The organism is Sorangium sp. So ce406, assembly GCF_051474675.1.
Taxonomy (GTDB): domain Bacteria; phylum Myxococcota_A; class Polyangia; order Polyangiales; family Polyangiaceae; genus Sorangium; species Sorangium cellulosum_G.
In genome coordinates, this window is sequence record NZ_CP150340.1 from 4,291,400 (window position 1) to 4,309,889 (window position 18,490).

At 69.6% G+C, this 18,490-nt stretch carries 15 protein-coding genes; 6 read left to right on the plus strand and 9 right to left on the minus strand.

Features of this window, described 5'->3' with window-relative positions; translation table 11 throughout:
- Positions 1-354 precede the first annotated feature (354 nt).
- Positions 355-531, minus strand: coding sequence for a hypothetical protein (locus tag WME96_RS15885; RefSeq protein ID WP_437290950.1), 177 nt, complete (start codon positions 529-531; stop codon positions 355-357).
- Between WME96_RS15885 and WME96_RS15890 the strand changes: the two genes are divergently transcribed.
- Positions 524-730 carry a hypothetical protein gene (locus tag WME96_RS15890; protein WP_437290951.1) on the plus strand — a complete coding sequence of 69 codons (207 nt, stop codon included), beginning with the start codon at positions 524-526 and terminating at the stop codon, positions 728-730. The two genes, WME96_RS15885 and WME96_RS15890, sit on opposite strands and share 8 nt — an antisense overlap.
- A gap of 613 nt (positions 731-1,343) precedes the next feature.
- Entirely contained in the window at positions 1,344-5,240 is a 3,897-nt protein-coding gene (locus tag WME96_RS15895; protein WP_437290952.1) for a protein kinase domain-containing protein, read from the plus strand.
- Positions 5,241-5,248: 8 nt separating this feature from the next.
- Here the strand turns inward: WME96_RS15895 and WME96_RS15900 are convergent, their stop codons facing one another.
- Positions 5,249-5,503, minus strand: a complete 255-nt coding sequence (locus WME96_RS15900) for a hypothetical protein (RefSeq protein ID WP_437290953.1) — start codon at positions 5,501-5,503, stop codon at positions 5,249-5,251.
- A 305-nt stretch (positions 5,504-5,808) separates the two neighbouring features.
- Here WME96_RS15900 and WME96_RS15905 point away from each other — a divergent pair, with 305 nt between their 5' ends.
- Complete coding sequence (locus WME96_RS15905) at positions 5,809-6,693, plus strand: hypothetical protein (RefSeq protein WP_437290954.1); 885 nt, start codon at positions 5,809-5,811, stop codon at positions 6,691-6,693.
- 1,150 nt (positions 6,694-7,843) lie between these two features.
- On the opposite strand, the gene WME96_RS15910 is transcribed toward WME96_RS15905, so the two are convergent.
- From WME96_RS15910 to WME96_RS15920, 3 genes are all read right to left on the minus strand, one after another.
- Positions 7,844-8,272 (minus strand): hypothetical protein, encoded by a 429-nt coding sequence (locus tag WME96_RS15910; RefSeq protein WP_437290955.1) that lies wholly within the window; start codon positions 8,270-8,272, stop codon positions 7,844-7,846.
- A gap of 61 nt (positions 8,273-8,333) precedes the next feature.
- The gene (locus WME96_RS15915; protein ID WP_437290956.1) at positions 8,334-9,239 is read right to left on the minus strand and encodes a helix-turn-helix transcriptional regulator; all 906 of its coding nucleotides are present in this window, start codon (positions 9,237-9,239) and stop codon (positions 8,334-8,336) included.
- Between the two features lie 106 nt (positions 9,240-9,345).
- On the minus strand, positions 9,346-10,431 hold the full coding sequence (locus tag WME96_RS15920; RefSeq protein WP_437290957.1) for an RNA polymerase sigma factor: 1,086 nt from the start codon (positions 10,429-10,431) through the stop codon (positions 9,346-9,348).
- Between the two features lie 443 nt (positions 10,432-10,874).
- On the opposite strand from WME96_RS15920, the gene WME96_RS15925 reads away from it, so the two are divergent.
- From WME96_RS15925 to WME96_RS15935, 3 genes are all read left to right on the plus strand, one after another.
- Positions 10,875-11,765 (plus strand): hypothetical protein, encoded by an 891-nt coding sequence (locus WME96_RS15925; protein WP_437290958.1) that lies wholly within the window; start codon positions 10,875-10,877, stop codon positions 11,763-11,765.
- A 218-nt stretch (positions 11,766-11,983) separates the two neighbouring features.
- Entirely contained in the window at positions 11,984-13,417 is a 1,434-nt protein-coding gene (locus WME96_RS15930) for a hypothetical protein (protein ID WP_437290959.1), read from the plus strand.
- 37 nt (positions 13,418-13,454) lie between these two features.
- Complete coding sequence (locus tag WME96_RS15935) at positions 13,455-15,005, plus strand: hypothetical protein (protein ID WP_437290960.1); 1,551 nt, start codon at positions 13,455-13,457, stop codon at positions 15,003-15,005.
- A 233-nt stretch (positions 15,006-15,238) separates the two neighbouring features.
- Here the strand turns inward: WME96_RS15935 and WME96_RS15940 are convergent, their stop codons facing one another.
- The 4 genes from WME96_RS15940 to WME96_RS15955 all read right to left on the minus strand — a co-directional run bounded on the left by WME96_RS15940 (position 15,239) and on the right by WME96_RS15955 (position 18,489).
- Positions 15,239-16,174: a hypothetical protein gene (locus WME96_RS15940; RefSeq protein ID WP_437290961.1), complete on the minus strand. Its 936-nt coding sequence runs from the start codon at positions 16,172-16,174 to the stop codon at positions 15,239-15,241.
- Positions 16,175-16,367: 193 nt separating this feature from the next.
- Positions 16,368-16,829, minus strand: coding sequence for a DUF4288 domain-containing protein (locus tag WME96_RS15945; RefSeq protein WP_437290962.1), 462 nt, complete (start codon positions 16,827-16,829; stop codon positions 16,368-16,370).
- Positions 16,729-17,697 carry an RHS repeat domain-containing protein gene (locus WME96_RS15950; protein WP_437290963.1) on the minus strand — a complete coding sequence of 323 codons (969 nt, stop codon included), beginning with the start codon at positions 17,695-17,697 and terminating at the stop codon, positions 16,729-16,731. The genes WME96_RS15945 and WME96_RS15950 overlap by 101 nt, the downstream gene beginning before the upstream one ends.
- 237 nt (positions 17,698-17,934) lie before the next feature.
- The gene (locus WME96_RS15955; protein ID WP_437290964.1) at positions 17,935-18,489 is read right to left on the minus strand and encodes a hypothetical protein; all 555 of its coding nucleotides are present in this window, start codon (positions 18,487-18,489) and stop codon (positions 17,935-17,937) included.
- Between the last annotated feature and the right edge of the window lies 1 nt (position 18,490).

Here is an 18,490-nt window from a genome sequence, read left to right on the forward strand (position 1 = left end):
CCGCTTCAGGATCATTCCGGCGTCTAGGGGCTGGGGAATGTGGTCGGGCCGTTCGCCTACGAAGAAAAGAGCGGCAAACCCAAGGGCGGCCGGCACCGGCGCCGCGAACTGGTAGCGGGTCCTCGGCCTCTCGGGCGAACTGGCGCGCGGTCGTGCCAGTCCTCGAGGTAGCCTGCCCAAGGCCCAGGGGAGTGTGGCGCCGTGCCGGCGTCGGACGTGGAGCGGGCCCACTCGAAGGGTCGCTCCAGGCCTGCGCGGCAAGGGCCGAGGCCCCGAGCTGTGGCGGCGGCACAGGGCGGCCGGCGAGAGGGCGTGAGCCCGCGCACGCGGGAGGGCTCACGCCCGGGCGGCGGGCTACTCGTCCAGGGGCAGCTCGAGAAGGGCGCGGCAGGTTAGCTTCAACAGGCAGATGGCGAGGGCGCGCCGGTCGATAGGGCGGCCCTCGGCCCGCGCGGTGCGGATGAGGGTGGCGACGTCGATGGCGGTGGGGATGACGATGGGGAGGATGGAGAGGATCAGGCTGGTGATCATGCTCTTCGTCTTGGGCGGGGGCGTGCTGAACGCGGCGCAGGCGCGCGTGGGCGCCCGCGTCGCGCGATCGCGACGGCGCGTGGCCTCCTCCTCGCACCAGGATCTCGCTGTCGTGGTGGATCTGGGTGATTCCCGGGCGCGCGCCGCGCGATGCGCGGGCGTGGGCCGGCCTGAATCGATGGCTGTCAGCGATGCCTGACCCGGAGACCTTCTACTTCGGCGGACGGCCGCCTCCAGCCCGGCCCGGGCGCAGCGGCGCGTGTGGCTCCGGGCGCCCGCGACTCTGGCGAGGCCTGTCAGGAGCGCGCGTGTCGGTCCTCGCCGGGGCCGCGGCGCCTTCCGCCGCGCCCGAGTGCGCGGTGCCGTCGTGGTCCAGCGCACGCTTCGCCGCCGTGCGCGCCGCGGTCCCGCGTGGGGCGCCGCGCGCGCAGGTCGCCGTGCGCGTCGCCGCGCGGGAGAAGCGCGCCGCTCGCCCGACGAGGACGTCGCCGCGTGGCTCGGCGGCCGCGCGCCCGCCGGCCACCGTGCCGGCGGAGCCGGGCGCGCTGCTCCGTTGGGCGACGCCGCCCGGAGCGCGCTCGTTGACGCCTCCCGGAGCGCGCCCGCTGCGCCGCGCTCCGCCCCGGCGCCGGGCGCCGCCGGCCCCGACCCCGCCGCGATCGCCTGCCTCACTGCGCAGTACCTCGAGGAGTCGCTGCGCCTCCGGCCGCTCGTCGAGTCATACTTCGTCGAGCGGCTGGTCAAGGTGCGCGGAGGGGTGAATCCACTTACACGAGACCTTCGACGCATCCGCAGAGTACATTGAAGCGGCGATGCGCGCTTCGGAGGTCGTCGAGGATCGGTTCGAGATCGAACGGCTCGCCGGCTCAGGCGGAATGGGCGACGTCTACCGTGCGCGCGACCGCCTGTCGGGCGAGGCGATCGCACTCAAGGTGCTGCAGAGCGCGAGCGTGCGCGACATGAGCCGGCTTTCGCGGGAGGCGGAGGCGCTCGTCACGCTCCGGCTCCCCGGGGTCGTGCAGTACGTGGGGCACGGCGTGACCGGCGCGGGGCGGCCGTACCTGGCCATGCAGTGGCTCGATGGCATCACCCTGGAGGAGAGGCTCGCTGAAGGTCCGCTCTCGATTGCCGAGAGCGTGACGCTGGCGGCGCGGGTGGCGACAACGCTCGGCGCGATCCACCAGCTCGGCATCGTTCACCGCGACCTGAAGCCGAGCAATCTGATGCTCGTGGGCGGCGCCGTCGAGCGCGCCACCCTGCTCGACTTCGGCATCGCCCGCGATGTGCGGCTCCCGCGGAGCCTGACGGCGCCCGGCGCCATCCTCGGCACGCCCGGGTACATGGCCCCCGAGCAGGCGCGCGGCGACTCGGCGGTGGATGCCCGCGCCGACATGTTCGCGCTCGGATGCATGCTGTTCGAGTGCCTCGCGGGGCGTCCGCCGTTCCTCGGCGACAGCGCGCTCTCGCTGATCATGAAGGTCGTCCTGGAAGATCCTCCACGGCTCGGCCAGCTTCGCGACGGCATCCCCGAGCCGCTCGAGCGCCTGATTGCACGGATGCTGTCCAAACCCGCAGCGGAACGGCCGCGCGACGGCGCCGCGGTGGCAGAGGAGCTGGCGTCGCTGGCCACCGAAGGGGTTCCGGATGGAGGGCGCGAGATCACCGAGATGCCCGCGTCCGGGGAGGGGATCACGACGGCGGAGCGCCGGGTCATGTGCGTCATCCTGGCCGCCGAGGGCAGCGCGGAGACGGCCACCACGCTCGCGCCGGAGGACGTCACGCTCGCGGATGCGGACCGCGCCGCGCGAGCCGAGGCGCTGCGCGAGCTCGCGGCGCGCCACGGCGGGCGCCTCGAGCTCCTGCAGGCGCAGTGGCTGCTCATCACGCTGTCCGGCGCCGAGGCCCCGACGGACCTCGCAGCGCGCGCGGCCCACTGCGCGCTCGCGCTGCGGGCGGAGCTCGGCGGCGTGCCCATGGCGATCGCCACGGGGCGCGCAGAGATCGCCGGGCGGCTGCCGGTCGGCGCGCTGATCGATCGTGTCGTGCATCTCTTTGCGCAGCGCGCGGGGACGCGCAGCCCGGGCGTCCGGCTCGACGACGCGACGGCGGGCCTGCTCGCGAGCCGCTTCGAGACAGCTCTGGGACTGGACGGGTGTTGGCTGCGCGGACCGAAGGAGGAGCCGGACACCGTTCCGAGGCTCCTCGGGAAGCCGACGCCCTGCGTAGGGCGCGAGCGCGAGCTCTCTCAGCTCTCTACTGAGTGGCGCCACTGCGTGGAGGAGACCACCGCGAGCGTCGTGGTCGTCGTTGGCGCCCCGGGCCTGGGCAAGTCGCGCCTCGCCTGGGAATTCCTCCGTGCCCTGAGGGAAAACGGCGACGCAGCCGAGATCTGGATCGGCAGGGCCGAGCCCGTCGCCGCCGGCTCCGCGTTCGGCCTGCTCGCCCGGGCGCTCCGCCGCGCCATGGGCATCCTCGACGGCGAGCCGCTGGAGGCGAGGCAGAGCAAGGTGCTCGCCCGGGTCGAGCAGCTCGACGGGCTCGGGGACAAGGGCCCGCACGTCGCAGCGTTCCTCGGCGAGCTCGTGGGGGCGACGTTTCCCGACGAAGGTGATGTGCAGCTCCAGGCGGCGCGGCAGAACCCGGTGCTGATGGGCGATCGCCTCCGAGAGACGTTCGAGGACTTCGTCCGGGCCGAGTGCCAGCGACGGCCGGTGATCCTGGTGCTGGAGGATCTGCACTGGGGCGACCTGCCCACGGTGACCCTCGTCGACGCAGCGCTCCAGCACGCGAGGGACCAGTCGTTCTTCGTGCTGGCGCTCGCCCGCCCGGAGGTCAACGAGCTGTTTCCGGCGCTCTGGAGCGAGCGCAATGGCCTCCGGATCCGCCTGGCGCCGCTACCCCGGCGCGCGAGCGAGCGGCTCGTGCGCGAGGTGCTGGGCGACGGCGTCGGCGCCGAGCAGGTCGAAAGGCTTCTCGCGCGCGCCGACGGAAACGCATTCGTGCTGGAGGAGCAGATCCGCGCGGTCGCTGAGGGCAGAAGTGAGGGCCTGCCCGAGACGGCGCTCGCGATGGTGCAGGCGCGGCTCGAGGCGCTGGACATTGAGGAGCGCCGCGTCCTTCGCGCGGCGAGCGTTTTCGGCGAGACGTTCTGGGAAAACGGGGTTGCGGCTCTCGTGGGCGGCGCGCCGGTCGCGCGGCGGCTTACTGAGCTCGCGCGGCGCGAGCTCATCCTTCGGCGGCACAAGGCCCGTATCGCGGGTGAGGTGGAGTACGAGTTTCGGCATGCACTGGTGCGGGAGGCCGCCTACGGCATGCTCACCGAGCGCGACCGCCGCGTCGGGCACAGCCTCGCGGGTGACTGGCTCGCCCGGGGCGACGGCGCGGATGCGATGGTGCTGGCCGAGCACTTCGAGCATGGCGGCCAGGAGAAGAGGGCGGCGGACGCGTACCGGCGCGCCGCCGAGGAGGCGCTCCGGGGCGGCGATCTCGCCGCGGCGATCGAACGGGCCGATCGGGGTATCCGCTGCGGCGCGGAGGGGAACGCTGCCGGCAAGCTCCGCCGCGTCCAGGCGGAGGCTCATGTGTGGCGCGGCGAGCTCACCCTTGCCGTGGAGCGGGGCACCGAGGCGCTTGGTTGGATCGAGCGCGGATCGACCACGTGGTTCGCGGCCATTTCGCAGATCCTCTTTGCCTTGAACAGGCTGGGTCGGCTCGATGAGATACAGGGCTGGGCGATGACGGCGGTGGATACGGTCCCTTTGGTCGACGCACAGAGCACGAAGCTCGACTGTCTCGCGATTGGCGCGACCGTGCTGACCTTGGGCGGTTGCTACGCTCAGGGCGCCCGGTTGCTCGAGACAGTAGAGCGCTCCCTTGGAGACGTAGAGGCACGAAATCTGGAGCTGGTCGCGAAAGTTAGAGAAGCGCGTGCGTCTCGCGCGATGTGCGCAGGTGACACCGGCGCCTGCGCGGAGAGCCTGGAAGCCGCTATTTCGGCGTTTGAGCAAGCAGGCGATCGCCGCAACGCTTGCAGCAGCCGCTCCGGACTTGGCTTCACGTATGCGGAGCTCGGCGACTTCCAGAGAGCGGAGGAGATTCTGCGCGCGGCGCTGGAGGAAGCCGACCGGATGCATCTGCATGAGCTAAAGCTCGGCGTGCAGGCGAACCTAGCTCAAGTCCTCACGGCTCGGGGCGAGCTGGCCGAAGCCTGCGCGCTCGCCGAGTCGGCCATCACGTCGAGCCGGCAAGCGGGCAACGCACGCACGGAGCTATTTTCTCGCTGTTACCTCGCCAAGGTCGCGTTCGCTATGGGCAATCTCGACACGGCCGAACGCGAAGCGCGCGCTGCAGTAGCGCTCTCGCCCAGCGCGCCGGCGCTCGGCGTACAGGCCTTCGCTGTCCTCGCGCGCGTACTGCTCAGGCTCGGGCGCATCGATGAGGCGGTCCAGACAGCCGCCGAGGCGAACTCCAAGCTTGCGTCGTTCGGCGCGCTCGAAGAGGGCGAGTCGCTGGTCCGGCTGACATTCGCCGAGTCGCTCGCGGCGGCCGGCAGACAGGATGAGGCCACCGCCGCGATCGCGCAGGCCAGGACGGCGCTGTTCGCGCGCGCCGACAAGCTCAGCGACTCGGCCTGGCGCGAGCGCTTCCTGCGCGACGTGCCCGACAACGCCCGCACGCTTGAGCTTGCGCAGCAGTGGCTCGGCAGCTGATCGCGCGCTCAATTCTGACCAGCCGATATCGGACGACCTTGACGGCTGATTCGTTCCTGAAGCCGGACACGCAGCGCCCGCTCTTCCTCCACATCCCACCCTGACGCCTTGAACTGGTCGATGTGTGCTAGGTGCGCCGGGTTGACATGCAGCGTCATGTCATTGAGGTCCTCGGCGAAGTAGACAGCCACCTCGCCGAGCTCGCCGTCGCCTTCCACGGCTGCGACGCGGCGCTCGCGGGCCGCCTGGATGATCGAGCCCACGGCGGGTACCTCGGGGGTGTCGACGAGCTTCGTGATAGGATAGCCGCTCTTCTCCCGGATGAGCCGCACGCGTATACGCCGGAGGCTACCACCGGCGGCGATCGAGCCGCCCGCTGTACGGCGCTCGCCGGGCCGCCGCCGGCGCGCTCGGCGGGGTGATCCCGGCCGATGTGGTGCGCGCGCTCTGTTATCGGTCACTCGACCCCTCGAGCACGGCCTGCGGGAACTCCGTCAGTGGCACACGCCGTGCAATATGGGTATCCGCCCGACGATCGGGCAGAGGACGAAATTATATGAGCAGGAGCATGGCTGTCCGTCATCCTTGCATGATTGCACTTCTCGCCGCACCTTTGGCCACAGCTGCTTGCATTGGCGCCGAGCTCGAGGAAGAGTCGGAGGAACTCGTCGGCGTAGCCGAAGGTGAGGTGATGGCGGGGAATGGCTTCCTCCCCAACGCGCTGACGCCGAACGCGCTGACGCCGAACGCGCTGACGCCGAACGCGCTGACGCCGAACGCGCTGACGCCGAACGCGCTGACGCCGAACGCGCTGACGGCCCTCAAGAATCCGGGGGCGAGCGGCGCCCAGTCGAGAGAGTTCATGCGCTACCTCGTGAGCTGTGCGCTGCGCCCGGACCAGACGTTCTCGTTCTCCTGGACGGACAGCGCCGGGAGCGTCCATCCGGAGGTGTTCCGGGGCGAGCTCGGGATGGCGCACTGGTGGGCGACCTTTGGCATCGCGAACGATACCTATGTACAGCGCCAGATCACGGCCTGCATCGCCGCGCGGACGAACTGGTACGGCACTCATGTGACGATTTCCCTGCGCAACGCGGAGTCATCGATGTCCTCGTCGACTTCGGAGCGCACGACCTATGCGGTGAGAGAGGGGGCGTTCTGGGGAAACCTGTTCGCTTCGACGCCCTACGTGCGGGCCTGCTACTCGCCAACCGGCGTGGCGCGCGCGCGCCAGCTGCAGCGCGACTGTGCGGCCGGCCACCTCAGCGTCGACCCCGTGACCGGGGCCACGACCGTTCAGCAGTGCGGTCCCATGACGATCGTGGGCTCATGCGATGCGGTGTGCAACAGGGTGGACACCACTGACGGCTTCTATGCCGGCTGTCTCGAGAACCCAGTCGTCTCGCCATCGATGCGCACGGACGTGGTGGTCACGTCGTTCTTGACCCCGTAGGGTAGTGAATGCGCTGGGAAGCCCTGCGAGGGGAGGAGCCGGAAAGCGTGACTCCGGAGCTCGGGCGCGGCCCAGCCTGCGGGCGGAGGAACCAGGGATCGTGCCCCGAGTGCGCGTGGCCTGAGCCGCCGCCATTCACGCGGCCAGGCGGCTGCGGTACGTCGCTTCTCCTCCTCCCTGGCGTGCTGCGCATTGACGGCCCAGCACTGCCCGCCGAATCAGAGGGCGAACTCGTAGCGATCGCCGTCTAGGACGAGCGCGCCGGACGCGTCGAGCACGGCCGAGCGCGGGGCGGCCAAGGTGGCGCGGGTGACGAGCAGCGGCCCACGCCGGGGGCAAGGGCTCGGTCTCGAGGAAAGTGCGGGCGCCACGGGCGGCGCGGAACGCGCGCGCTCGACGACGGCCCAGCGCATCTGGCCCGGTGCGGAGCCCGCGACGATGGCGAGGAAGCACGCGCGGTGGGTCGTAGGCGGCGATGGTGCCGAGGCTGTCCAGTAGCCCGGCGAACGGCTGGAAGTCGAGCCCGGCGGCGAACTCCAGGACCGACTGAGAAGGCGAGGATGCACCGGCGTCGGCACGGTGCCCGGTCGTCGGCAGATGCACTCGGCCGCCACCGGGGGCGGGTGAGCGTGCGGACCGTGCGTGCGGGCGTGCGAGCGTGCGTGCGGGAGGGGGCAGAGAGCGCACGCCTACGTTGGTCGGAGGCGTGCGCACATGTCGCACTTACGTGCGTGGTGTTCGCAGTACGCGGCGCCGATGAGGTGGGCGACTTCGATGGCGGTGGGATGCAGTTGGCCACGGTGAGGAGCGTGAGGATGCCTGCCGGTATAGACCGCGGTGATTCTCGTGGGCTCGGGCGGCGGGCGTTGATGTGACCAGGCCCGAGGCAGATCGCCGTGCGTTAACCTGAAGTCCTCTACTTCGGCGACGCGCGCCTACGGGATGGTTCCGGCGCTTGGCCACCATCTGTGGGAGCCCATCACGACTTGTTCCAAGGCTCGCCCGTGCCCGCCCCAAGCCGTGGGCCGACACCGCCCCCGCGCCCAGCATCATCGAGCCCGGCGAGAGCCGCAAGAGGGCACGCCCATGGCGATGGCCGGGCGCTTACCCTGGCGCTGCGCCGAGCAGATGACGCCGAAGCACTGGCGCATCAACTATTTGCACCGGCTCTCGTTGCGACTTTGTACACTTGCGCGGCCCAGACCAGAACCGCGTGGGCGGCACGGGCGGCGGGGTCCTTGGCGCCCATCACGTCCAGGATTGTAACTACTCGTTTTTGCTCCACTTCATCGACGTTAGCCCAACCGGTCAGCGCTTCCTCGAGCGGTGAGATGCGACAGATCGGCACCCTTTCTTCAATAGGTTCAGGATCGTTCCGATGTCCAGGGGTCGCCTCGTCCAGGACCAATCGAGCCAACGTCAGCAGCGCTGTCGCCACCTTGCCCGCTGGAGCGCTGTAGTACGCGTTAAAGCCCTCTTCGCTGAGCGCCTGCACGTGGCTCTTGCTCAGCGGAACAATGCGCCATTCCATTCGCTCGGTCAATTGCTTGAGGCTTGATCGGTGATTTTCGTACTCCATGTGTGCTCCGTTGGGTCGCCGGCTGCGCTTTCGCTTGCATGCTGGCTTCCATCGACGGGGGTCACAGTTGGGCTGCTCCGTGGTTTCCCACGCCCGGCAGGGTCGTGTTCAATGCAGAGCGTTCGCTGTCCTCCCCATCGGACCCTCGTACGACGCTGGAGCCACCACTGTCACGCTGTACCGGAAAGCTCGTCAGTGCGGCAGCGCGACACGCGAACTCAGCTCCCGGCATCGTGCGAGCAGGCAGCGGTGATCGAAGCCGCGGCTGAGGAGGTGGCGGGAGCTTGGCCCGTGGGCTCTTGGCAGCCTCAGAAGAAGGCACCACGGGCGGTGAAACATCCGGCGCGCGAGGAGGAACCGCGGCCTGGTTCGTCGACGTCGGGCTTGACATCGAGGACCCAGCCGCACGCGCCGACCGCTCGCGCCTGGTGATGGGCTCACCGAGCTGGAGCACCGCCGTGTCCTCCGCGTCCGCTCGGTAGTCATCGTGCAGACGCCACAGGCGCTCCCAGTACCGAGCAGGCGCGCCCGTGAATGTCTCGAGCTGGCGCGCGAGGCCGGGGGTGATCGGAAGCTCGCTGTTCAGCAGCCGCTCCACGTCCCATGGTTCTAGCCCGGTGTTCTCGGCCAGCTTTCGCTGCCATGCGGGGATCGTCGCGCAGAACGATTCGATGACCCTGCCCGGCCAGGGGACCGGACGTGCCCCGGCGCCGGTCGTCGCGGCGATCAACGCATCCACGTGGCAGTCCAGCAGGCGCTGGTATCGCCCGAGCTCCCGCTCCGCGTTCTCCTTCGCCTCGGCGAGCGTAGACTCCTCGTCGTCATGCGCCTGCTCACGAGCCTCGCGCAGCCCGCGTTCGCGTCCCATCGCCTCGCGCGCCGTGATCGCGAAACCGATCGCGACGCAGGCGATCATCGCGAGCCCGAGCGGCGAGACGAGCCACATCGCACCCAGCACTTCCTCCATGTGTTCCTCCTCGTGTACGTGCGCCTTCTTGCCCGACGCGAGACGGATCTCGGCCTCCTGCTGTCGACGACAGCATCGGAGCTACCGCCAGTGAACAGCCGACGACTCAGCGAATCTGCCTGAGTAGCGCTTCGCGATCCGCAGCGAACGGCCCGCGCGGAAACTCCCGCGCGTGGGCCTCGAGCAGCCGGCGCGCCTCGAGGTAACCGAGGGCGGTATGGGCCTCGATTGCCCTGCGGGCCTGGTTGACCAGGCTCCTCTCCCGCTCGCTCGCAGGCAGGCGCACGGCGCTCCCCGGCGACGCGGCACGAGGAACTATGATCGCCGCGGAGGCGGGCGTGCTGTTCACCATGACCCCAGCGCCCGCGTTGCCATCTCTCGCCGGCCACGAGACCGCGTGCGCGACGACGGCGGCGACGCTGTGTACGGTGGGCGCCGTGACGTCCTGTGCGGCAGGCGCGGTCTCAGACGCGTGGACCGCCGCCGGTCGCGGCCACCACTCCCGGCCGGGCAAGCGCGGCACGCCGGAGACGAGAGCGCCCGCCACAACGACGAACGCAACCTGCACGAGGACTCTCAGGCCCAGACGGCGCAGGGGGGCCACCCACGACGCGCGATCGCGGAACCTGAAGGCGAGCGGCATCGCCACGCACGCGTCCTCGTCCCAGCCGCGGGAATGCTGCTGCGCCTTCCACCGTCGCTTCTGCGCGTCGAGCTGCTGGCGCGCCCGCCGGTACTGCGTCTTCACCGTCTGGATGTTGAGCCCGAGCTCGGCCGCGATCTCGACCAGCGGCGTCTCCTCCAGCTCGTGCTTGATAAGAATGTCCCGGTATTTGGGGTCGACCTGGGCGATCAGGTGCCGCGTGAGCTCGGCCCGCTGCCGCAGGCGGAGCAGGTCTTCCGGCGTGGGGCCCCCTCCACGCAGCTCGCGCTCGTCGAAGGACGTCAGGAACTCGCCCCGGCGGCCCGCGTCGCGCACATGATTGCGCGCCTGATTGAGGGCAATCGTGACGCGGTACGGCGCCGAATCCCCGCCCGGCTCGATCCGCTGATCCGCTTCCAAGCCCCTCAGCAGTGCCTCTTGCGCGACGTCCTCCGCGTCTCGCGCCGGGACACCGCGACGGATCGCCAGGCGCCGGAAGAGATCGAAGCTGGTGGGAGGGACCGCTGGCTTGACCACGGCGGGTAGCACACCTGAGCCGCCCTGCAGGGTTCAGGAAAATGAGCGGACGGCCGATGTTGGTAGGATAATGTATGCAGATGTAGTATTGTTGGCTGCCAGTTGTCTAGTTCCGTCGCGGTGGAACGGACCAACACATTCCGGAATTGCTCTGTTCTTTCTCGTTCATGGATCAATCGACGGAAATGCCTGACCGTTGACGCGGCGAGGCCGGCGTCAGTACCGTCGCCCACATGCGGTGCGCTCCACGTTCACTGTCGATTTTCTTGATGCTGGGTGCCGCCGCCGGGCTTGTGAGCCCGGCCAGCGCTCAGAGCATCGCTGGGACGCTGCGACGAAGCGTCGGTTCGACAGTGAAAGACCTCGTACGCGCTGGGCAAAGGGCTCGTGCTGCGGGAAAGTGGTCCGAGGCATATGATGCCTACAAGGCGGCCCTGGATGCAGCCGAGCCATCGGTGACCACGGAGCGAGAGCGCGCGGAGATCGCCGGGGAGCTCGGGCTCTGCGCGCTTGTGTTGAGCAGGTATCGCGACGCGGCCGAGCACCTCGCCTGGAGCCTTGAGCAACGCGAGGCGCTTCCTGCAGGCCTCCAGCTCCGATTCGAGGAAGGACTGCGGAAGGCAACGACGCACGTCGCGACGCTGCTGGTCGCGATCGATCCGCCGGACGCCGAGGTGCTCGTCGATGGCAAGCCCCTAGGCAGGACCGCGCGGACTCACAAGCTGTTTCTCGAGTCCGGGCAACACATGGTGCGGGCCCGCGCGCCGGGACGCGAGGAATCTCTGCAGGTGTTCACAGCCATTCCGGGGAAGGAGCACGAGATGCTGATGCAGTTGCCGCGCTCCTCAGGCAGTACCAAGGAGGTGGCGGCGGCAGCACCGAGGGAAGCACCCAAGGCGCTGAGCTCTACGCTGGCTGTTCGGTCGCAGGCCCCGAGTCCGTGGGCTTCGTGGCCGGGGACGCTGCGTATCGCGGGGATCGCCGTCACGACGGCTACCGTGTCGGTGGGAAGCCTGCTCATGATCCGGGCCACCAGGCTTGACGGCGACCTGAGCGAGCGGCGTGATGGGCTCAACCGCGATCCGACGACGAGCTCGTCCATGTGCTGGCAAGCGCCGCAACGCTCCGCGTGTGCTGAGCTGCTCCGCCTGCGGGACGAGCGCAACCTGTCCGGAGCCGCGGGCACGGCCCTGGTCATCGCAGGGGGCGTCATCGGGGCGGCGACCGCCGCGTCCTTCTTCACGGACTTCTCCTTCCTGGGACTCACGCCGGCTCAGGAGCGGATCCACGTCTCGCCCGTGGCGATCGGGCACGGGATGGGCGTGAACATCGGGGGGCTGTGGTGAGGACACCGGGAGTCGTGGAGACGCGTTCGCAGGAAGGCCGAAGCACGAGGACGTCGGTCTTGGCTCTCGCGCTCTGCGCGTGGAGCGCCAGCACACTACAGGCGTGCACGTACGCCGATGTTTGCTGGGAGGTGTATGCGTGCGCCCCCGATCCGGAACCGCCGCCAGGACCGTGCGAAGGACAGCCCCAGAGCGCGCCGGCGCTCGATCCGTGCGGGGTGTTCGTCAGCGAGCAGGGCAACGACAACAACCCCGGCACGAAGGGCGCGCCGGTCAAGACCTTGCAACACGCCGTCGGGCTCGCCGCGAGCGGGCGAGGCAACGGCGAGGCGCCGACCCGGCGGGTGTACGCTTGCGGCGGGGCGTTCCAGGAGGCGATCACGCTGCCCGCGGGCGTCGACCTCTGGGGCGCCCGTCTCTGCGACGGCGGCAATTGGTCGTATGGGGGGTCGTTTGCAGGGCCCGATGAGTTGACGACCATCGCGCCGCCGGCAGGAATCCCGCTGCGCGTCCTCGGGGCAGAGGAGGACGCCACGGACGCCATGTCCATGATCTTCGGCGTGCGCGTCGTGGCGTCCCCTGCCTCCGCGAGGGATGGCAAGTCGTCGATCGCGGTGATCTTGAGCTCCGGTGCCAGGGCCGTCGTGCGATCGAGCGAGGTGCAGGCCGCCGACGGCAAGGACGGCGAAGCGGGTGAGGACGCGCCCGCGGACCGTGCGAAGGATGGCGCTCCGGGCAACAACGGTGCGGACGCCTGCACGGCGGATGTCGTGGAGGGGGCCCGAGCGGCCGTGACCGTTTGTGGCGATGGCACCGAGTCGATGGGTGGATACGGGGGTGATGGCAGGATCGATGCGGGCGGCGATGGCACCTCAGGACATCCAGCGCTCGCGGAGAATCCGGAAGGCAAAGGCTTTGGAGGGGCCGGCGCGGCGAGTGACAGGTGCAGGCCGGGTGAAGGCGGCGCCAAGGGGGACGACGGCGGTCGTGCTGCCGGCGCGGCTGGCGTGGGGTACCTCGATGTCGACGGCTGGATCGGCGCTCGGGGCGGGGACGGAAAGAAGGGTGGCATCGGCCAGGGCGGGGGCGGCGGAGGCGGCAGCAAATCGCGCGGTCCCATGACGGCGTGTCGCACAGGTCTGCCGCAGGGCGGCGCGGCTGGCGGGTCCGGGGGCGGCGGCGGCTGCGGTGGCCTCGGAGGCAAGGGGGGCGGCTACGGCGGCGCGAGCATCGGGATCGTTGCCTTGCAGGGGAGCGTCCTGACCGTCGAGGACAGCGAGATTGTCGCGGGCAATGGTGGCCGCGGTGGGATCGGTGGAACGGGCCAACTAGGTGGGGTTGGGCGGTCCGGCGCTGCCGGCGGAGAGGGCTATGCTGGAACCGACATGTGGCACGCCTGCATGGGCGGCCATGGAGGCGACGGTGGTCGCGGGGGCGATGCCGGAGGCGGCCTTGGCGGCCACTCGTTCGGGATTGCGTCGGTAGCCGCCACTGTGACACTTGCCTCGGATGCGATCGTCACCCCCGGCAGGGGCGGCGAGGGCGGTCTCGCCGGCAACGCAGCTTCGGGGGACGCGAGGGGCCAGGGAGTCACAGGACGCTCGGAGTTTTGGTATCGGTTCGATGCACCCGACCCGGGACCGCCGCAATGAACCGCCAGGTGCAGGGGCCTCGCGACTGGAGATGCCGATGAGAAAGACGACCGTTGCAGCCCTCTCCCTCATGTTGTCACCGTGGGCGACCGGCTGCGGGACTGCCCCCGGTCCAAGCGATGCTGGCGGACCGCCCTGCGACGGCGCCTTGTGCCAAGGCGATGAGCCGCCGGAATCGGTCTGCCTGGAGCATATCGCCTCCGGCATTCTCGACGATGGTTGCGGCGTGTTCGTCGCCAGGCTCTACGGGGGCGGCGATGACAAGAACCCTGGAACGAAGGCGAAGCCCCTGCTCTCCGTTCAGCACGCCGTCAACCTGGCGCGCACACGACGAGGGCGCGTCTTCATTTGCAATGGTAGCTTCAGCGAGAGCGTGCGATTGCCGTCTGGCGTCGATCTCCTGGGAGGGTTCAACTGCGTGCACTGGGTGCGCGACGAGAGAAAAAAGGTGTCAACGCTGTACAGCGGAGGCACAAACTACGTCGGTCCGCTGGTGTTCGTCGAGCCGGCGCGCCCGAGCGATACGGGCGCCGCGGACGGCGTATCGACGCTCGCCGACATGTTCCTGGAGGGGAATGGGCCGATCTCGATGATCATCGAGCCGAACACGGCCGTGGAGATCATCCGGAGCGAGATTCAGGCCGACTACGGACGGCCTGGCGAGCATGGCGAGGAGTGGCCCTGGCCGAACCGAGCAGCGACCGGCCCCGACGGGCTCTACGGCGGGGACGCGTGTACCGCCGCCACGGTTGCCGGGGGTCCGGCGGTGGTGAACCCCTGTGAGGGCGGCGCGCCGAGCACCGGCGGCAAGGGCGGCGATGGGCTGCCCGACGGTGCCGAGGATGGCGAAGCCGGCGCCCCGGCCCCGACGCCGAACCCCACCAGCTCAGGGCGCGGCGGTCACGCAGACCGGGAAGACGTCGGCTGCCACGGCGGGTCTCCCGGGAGCTCTGGGGCCCTGGGCACGGTGGGGCCGGGCGGCGAGGGCATCGGGCGCATCAGCGAGAAGGGCTGGGAGGGCGACACGGCCGGCGAGGGCGGCAGGGGCATGCCCGGTCAAGGTGGCGGCGGCGGCGGTGGCCGTCGCGGCGGGCTCGCCGTGTGCGGCGTGGCCTCGAAGGGGGGCGCCGGCGGCGGCTCCGGAGGCGCCGGCGGCTGCGGCGGCCGAGGCGGTCGAGGGGGCGCGAACGGGCACCCGAGCATCGGGATCGTCGCGCTCCACGCTGCGAAGCTCACCGTGCGCGACAGCGTGATCACGGCGCGCGGCGGGGGACCGGGCGGCGACGGGGGCCCGCCGGAGCGCGGTGGACCAGGCGGTCGAGGAGCGCCGGGGGGCGCCGTCGGGGACGGCACCTGGTCGTGTGGCGGGGGGACGGGCGGCTACGGGGGCGAGGGCGGTTTCGGTGGCCCGGGGCGCGGCGGCGACACGATAGGCATCGCCTACCTCGACGAGGACCAGCTCACGCTGGAGGGGGTCACCTTCGAGATCGGACCGCCGGGCAAGGGCGGCATGAGCTGGGACTGGAATGGCGACACGATCGCGGGGCCGGACGGGACCGCCGCCGAGACGCTGCGTTTCCCTGAGTAGGATCAGCGCACGGGCCGCACGCGCCCGCCATGCCGCCGTCCTGGCACCGCAGCCACGCCGCCGGTGCCGACGACGGCCACGACCGTTGCCGCCAGCGCCACACCTGCGACGGCGCCGGTCAACAGACCTGACCACGCGCTGCTATGTCCGATCGAATCACCGAGCCGAGCCGCTTCGAGCGCCGTCACCGCGGCCGCCGCCGTCAGGTCCGGTCAGCGTTCGGCCACTCGCGCTCAGCGCCGCTTGTTCTGCTCGAATGCCATCGCGTCGGCCTGGACCCCTGGCGAGCCGCTGTGCTCCGCGTCCGCGCCGACGCCACCCGCGCCGGCCTTGCCTACCGCGAACGTTACGCCTTCTGAAGGCGGCGCCTCGCCCACGTACGCGATACCGACCGCGTGCCCGCCCAGCCCGCCGCCTCTAGTGCCGCCACGCCCGCCGGTGCCGCCCGGGCCTCCGGAGCAGCCGGGGTGTAGCCGCGTGGCGCCCTCCGGCACGCCGCCGCCAGGTCCGCCTGCGCCTGCCGCGCCGCCGTCCTGGCCAGGACCGCCAGCACCGCCGCCTCCGGCGCGGCCGGTGGCGATCGTCACGTCCTGGAACAGACGCGTCGCGTCGAGGCTCACCAGCGCGATGCTCGACCCACCTGCGCCGCCGCCCCTTCCGCCGGCGCCTCCGCAGCCGCCAGCGCCGCCGGAGCCGCCACTGGCCCCTCCCGCCGAGCCAGCCGTGCACTGGCTCGCGGCGACGCCACCCTTGGCGCCGCCGCCACCGCCGCCGCCCTGTGCAGTGGTCCCGGGCGCGCCTTCGCTGCCCGCGACCCCCGTGTAACCGCTCGGTGCGATCTCACCAACATCACGCGCGCCGGCGCCGGGTTCTCCCTCGATGCCGTTGTCGCCCGCGGTGCCAGGCATGCACGCTGCAGCGACCTCGCCTGCGCCGCCGTTCATCCCGCTGCCTGGACTACCGGGGCTCCCCGCGCCGCCGCTGCTTTGCAGCTCCCGCAGCCGAGGCTGCGCCTCCGCGTGCACGTACTCGGCCACCTGATTCGCCGCGTGCGGCCGTGGCCCGGTGTAGCGGTACGTCCTCTCCTGGATCACGGCCTGCTTCTCCCACTTCGTCGGGTCGTCCCATTTCGGTGCGTACCGGGCCACCTCCTGCCCCTTCCTCTTCACGTTCCCGAGCACGTCGTACGCGATCTCTAGCGTGTACTACTGCTGCTCCGGCGGGCACGTGACCGCGCTTGCTCACCAGGGGCTGCCCGTCGCCCGCGTGTACCACCATCGCAGCGACTCGCCTGGTGGATCTTGGCCGCTATGCTGTTGCCCGGACGATACGTCCACAGATCTTACGGAGGAGCCCGCCAACTTAGACGGTCTGCGTCGGCTCAGATTTCTCTGGAGAGAATCTATGATCAAAATCTACAACTTCACCGGCTGGGACTTCCACGGGCTCCGAGTAGACCTCGACCCCATCCATCACATCATCGCCGATCAAATCCAGCGAAATCACGGAGGCGAGCAGCCATCTAACACGCTTCCCATCAGCATTGAGATACTCCTGCTCGTGGGCCTTACCCAGGTCCAGCGCACGCTTCATAGCATCAGAGAAATCGGACGCCTTGAACAAATGAACAGAGTCCATATACCTATGGATCCCTTCGGACTCGATCAGGCACGCGATTCGAATCTTGGAACTAAACCAGCTCACTTGGCAAACCTTCCATCGATTAGAAGTTTCTTGACTTTGGGACTGTGTTGCACCTCCACTCCTTGTGGTTGCCGTTCGCGTCGTAGAACAACTCCCGCAGCCGAGGGCTCGCCTCTGCATGCACGTACTCGTCCACCTGATTCGCCGCGTGTGGCCGCGGCCCGGTGTAGCGGTAGTCGTCGCGGTACGTCCTCTCCTGGATGACGCCCTGCTTCTCCCACTCCTCGGCCGGGGCGCCCCATTTCGGCGCGTACCGGGCGACCTCCTGCCCCTTCTTCTTCACGTTCCCGAGCACGTCGTACGCGATCTCCAGCGCGTACCCCTGCCGCTCGTTCCCACGCTCCTGGTAGGTGCCCGACGCCCCGATGAGCTGATTCAGGTCGTCGTACGCGAACCGCTGCTCGGTCCTCGCGACCATCACCACCCCGCTCGGCGACTCGTCGAACTGCGCCTCGTTGCGGAGCGCGAGCACGTTGCCCACGAGGTCGTAGTCGTACCGCAGCCGCTGGAACGCCCTCGGCCCGCGCCCCATCCGCCGCATCTGCGCCGACTGACGATCCGCGTCCACGTCCGACAGCCGCCGCGTCGACGGGTCGTACCGGTACGTCGTCTCGACCCCGTTGCCCTCCACCACCCGCACCCGCCGCCCGTGCTCGTCGTACCCGATGTGCCTCAGGTACTCCGTCGTCCTCGGCTCGTCCGGGCGCTGCGGATTGACCTGCTGGTTCTCCCCGACCGCCGACACCAACAGGCCGCCGCGGTCGTACCCGTAGCGCACGACCTCCTCGCCGGAACCGGGGAAGTGCAGCTCCTGCATCCGCCCCAGCGCGTCGAACGCGTACTTCAGCCTCGCCTGGTACGGCCCCCGGTGCGGCTCGCGCAGCCGCGGGAACTGCGCCTCCAGCTCGGCCACGTTGCCGAAGCGGTCGTAGCGGTAGCTCCGCGTCCCCGCCACGCTCGTCTGCCTTCGTCCAGTCTTGAATCTCAAAGCCCTCGTGGCTTCATGTGTCAAATGAAAGGCGACCTCGTGCGATTCGCATGCAACGCGTCCGTTCTCTTCAAGGGGAGCTGACCGGGACCAGCATCTGCGCTCTGGCGCTCAGCGCTCAGGAGGTGCCCTCCTCGAAGCGCCTGGCTCGTGCCGTCCGTCGACAGACGCATCGCGAGCATCGCCATGCCTATTATTTATAGACGTTCATGGGCACACGATCGGATATCCTACGCATCAGGACTCCCCGATCTCTTCGAGCCAGCTAGCCACCAGCTTTCGCGTTCCGTCATTAACGGGCTCCGATAGAATTGTACGCATGTACCATCGAACACGATCTCGCAATCCACTATCCGCTGCGCACGACAACCCGAGGAGATCGATACAGGAGTTGCGCTCATGAGCGTCTCTGCTGCGCTCCAGAATATCGACGTAAATAGGCACTCCCCTGGCGATCTCTGCCAAGCACCGGTCAACCACGTCCGATTCACCGAGCGCAAGCTCAGAAGGCGCAGGCTCGCCGCTGCCGATCTGGACGAGAAGCTCAAGGACATGCCGACGAGCAACATCAGTGCAGCGAAGCAGCGTCACGAGGAGACACGACACGGTTGCAAGAGCGGCCTGATGCACATGGCCCTGCAATACCACGCAGTTATCAATCTTCCAGTATGCATTCGACGCTTCGTCTTCCCTCGATGCCGACTCAAGGTCTTGAAGAGCCCTCGGAATATGACCCGCGCCACCCGCAGCACGAAGAGCGGACCAATCATGGCGGAGAATCTCCAATTTCATA